The sequence below is a fragment of the Terriglobus sp. YAF25 genome (genome assembly GCF_052113305.1).
In the GTDB taxonomy this organism is placed as follows: domain Bacteria; phylum Acidobacteriota; class Terriglobia; order Terriglobales; family Acidobacteriaceae; genus Terriglobus.
This window is the reverse complement of sequence record NZ_JBFRCY010000686.1, coordinates 1-2478: the sequence shown is the minus strand read 5'-3', so window position 1 is coordinate 2478 and position 2478 is coordinate 1. Positions and strand designations below refer to the sequence as shown.

At 59.9% G+C, this 2478-nt stretch carries 3 protein-coding genes; 2 read left to right on the top strand and 1 reads right to left on the bottom strand.

Features of this window, described 5'->3' with window-relative positions; genetic code table 11:
* The coding region (locus AB4043_RS22345) for a hypothetical protein (RefSeq protein ID WP_442308135.1) at positions 1–358 on the top strand (358 nt) is incomplete at its 5' end.
* Between the two features lie 212 nt (positions 359–570).
* On the opposite strand, the gene AB4043_RS22340 is transcribed toward AB4043_RS22345, so the two are convergent.
* Positions 571–1221 (bottom strand): NAD(P)-dependent oxidoreductase, encoded by a 651-nt coding sequence (locus AB4043_RS22340; RefSeq protein ID WP_442303372.1) that lies wholly within the window; start codon positions 1219–1221, stop codon positions 571–573.
* 141 nt (positions 1222–1362) lie between these two features.
* On the opposite strand from AB4043_RS22340, the gene AB4043_RS22335 reads away from it, so the two are divergent.
* Positions 1363–2247 (top strand): ROK family protein, encoded by an 885-nt coding sequence (locus AB4043_RS22335; RefSeq protein ID WP_442303373.1) that lies wholly within the window; start codon positions 1363–1365, stop codon positions 2245–2247.
* Positions 2248–2478 lie beyond the last annotated feature (231 nt).

The following is a 2478-nucleotide window of genomic DNA, read 5'->3' as shown; positions in this document are numbered from 1 at the left end:
TCTTCTGAGTCTAGTTGGCGACGCCCTCGGTGTTGTATTGGTGATGGTGCTGTGGAAGGGACGGAATACAGCGCGCCAGCTCTATGTCCTTCTCGCCCTTCTGTATATTTTTATTTCTCCGCTCCTAATCATGCAGCAATCGCTGCTGAAGAGCAGAATCTTCATTGCGGCGCTTACAGCGTTCTATGTGATTGCGATTGTTTACCTGGATACTGTGAAGGTCCGGCAGTGGTATGGTGCCGGTGACTGGTCGATTCTTCGGTTCTGGAAGTTTTCTCCGAAAGCATCCGTTCCGGCTCAGCCCGCACCCGCTCCTAAGTCCTCAGCCTATTCCGGCCTAGCCAGCCCCGGCTTGTAGAACGCAGAAAACCCACCCTAGCGTTGCGAGGATGGGGCACCCGGGCGGGAATCAATGTCGCTAAAAGCGGGTTCGCGCGCAGCGCGAATACCCAGGTCCCTAGGGGACCCGGGGCACCCGGTGTATGGGGTGTTCTGACCGTGCGGCTACGCAAGACAAAGGCCGCGCTTGCGCGCGGCCCCTATTCAACCATTCAACCATTCAACTCCGCCTCAATAGGCGGCCGTAAAGCGCTGTCCGCGGAACTGGGGCTTCTCCAGTTCATCGGCGACTGCAATGGCGTAGTCGGCGTAGGAGATCTCGCTCTTGCCGTTCTCGCCGACGATCAGGTCGTCTTTGCCCAGGCGGAAGGTTCCCTTGCGGGGGCCGACTTCGAAGAAGCCTGCGGGCGAGAAGTAGGTCCAGTCGATGGTCTGGTTCTTCTTGAGGTTGTCGAGGACCTTGATGTGGGAGTCGACGATCGGGAGCCACTCCGCCGGAAGGAAGCCGCTGTCGCGCAGCGTTACAGGCTTGCCGTCGGGACCRGGAACGTAGAGGCTGCCGGCTCCGCCGACGACCAGGAGGCGGGGGCCGCTGTTTTTGCCGCCGGCTAGTGAGACACCTTCGACCACGCGATCGGTCAGGCCGACGATCTGGTCCGTATCCGTAAGTGGCGGGGCCAGGGCGCTTACTACGGCATCGGCGCCGCGTACGACGGCCGCAATCTTGTCCGGGTGGCTGGCATCATCCACCACGCTGGTGGCTCCCGGTGCGCTGTAGTCCGCGTGACGGGTTACCGCCACCACCTGATGCCCGCGCGACAACAGTTCTTTCACAATCTCTACGCCCGACTTACCCTTAGCTCCATAGACAACGACCTTCATGACGATCCTCCATTTATTTCGATATCGAAATATCGCTTCGTATGACTAGATGACCCTCGTACCTTCTCGGATGCAGGAAAAAGTGACACCGAGGCCGGGCACAGGTTAGAGTTGCGGTGAAAACGGAGCAAGGAAAGGGCCATGGCGAAGACGATAGGCATCATGCTCACGGAAGGGATCGAAGCCGGCGTAGTGGAAGACAACGCGCTGGTGGGTACAACCACTCATTATCCGGAGAACCGCTCGGAGATGAGTGCGCTGGTAGAGAAGCCTCACGAAGCGTTGGTGGAGCTGTTGTGCGACCGGATTCTCGATATCGCACAGGGCCACAACGACATTACTGCTGTGGGGCTTGGCCTGCCCGGCCTGGTCCGGCAAGGCGTGGTGGAAGAGGCTCCGAACCTGCCGCAACTGAAGGGCGCGAAGATTCAGCAGGCGGTGAGCTTTGCCCTGCACGAGCGCGGATTCGACACCAACGTAAAGACCATCAACGATGCCGATGCCATGGCCGCCGGCCTGGCGGCTCAGTTTGGCAAGCTCGACCGCATGATTCGCGTCTGGACGCTCGGCCGGGGCATCGGGTACGGACGCTATCCGTTCGTCGACGGCGTGTGGGAGGGCGGCCATATGGTGGTCACGCTCGATGACAAGGAACGCTACTGCGGCTGCGGCGGGCGCGGGCACCTGGAAGGCATCATGGGTCATCGCGCCATGCGCATGCGCTTCCTCGACCTGGAGCCGGAAGAGGTCTTCGAAATGGCGAAGAAGGGTGACGAGCGCTGTCTGCAGTTCAAGAAGCTGTGGCACAAAGCGCTGGCAGCGGCCACGGCCAGCAGCGTTCATATGACCGGGCCCGGCAAGTTCTATCTGACGGGCACGAACACGCGTCATATCGATCTGTCGATGCTGGAAAACTACGTGCACCAGATGGTGACGATGAGTCCGCTGCAGAGCTTCTCGATTGAGGTGGTGAAGGACTCGGCCGGCACCGCGGTGCGCGGCGCCGGGATTGTTGCTGGGATGTAGCGCCTCTGGCGAGGCGGGTTGAATGGTTGGATTGTTGAATGGTCAAAGGCCGCGCGTGAAGCGCGGCCTTTGTGTTTGTTGGAATATCTTCTCCAAACGGGTGCCCCACCCTCACAACGTTAGGGTGGGCGGGAAGCCACCGGATGTTGAGAAACGGTTCGCGCAAAGCGCGAATGCCCACATAAGCTTCGCGTATGTGGGGCACCCGGTATGTGTTGATGTGTTTAAATT

Excerpts from the sequence above, each read along its gene's own strand:
- AB4043_RS22335 (WP_442303373.1), top strand. The coding sequence starts at position 1,363 with ATGGCGAAGACGATAGGCATCATGCTCACGGAAGGGATCGAAGCCGGC.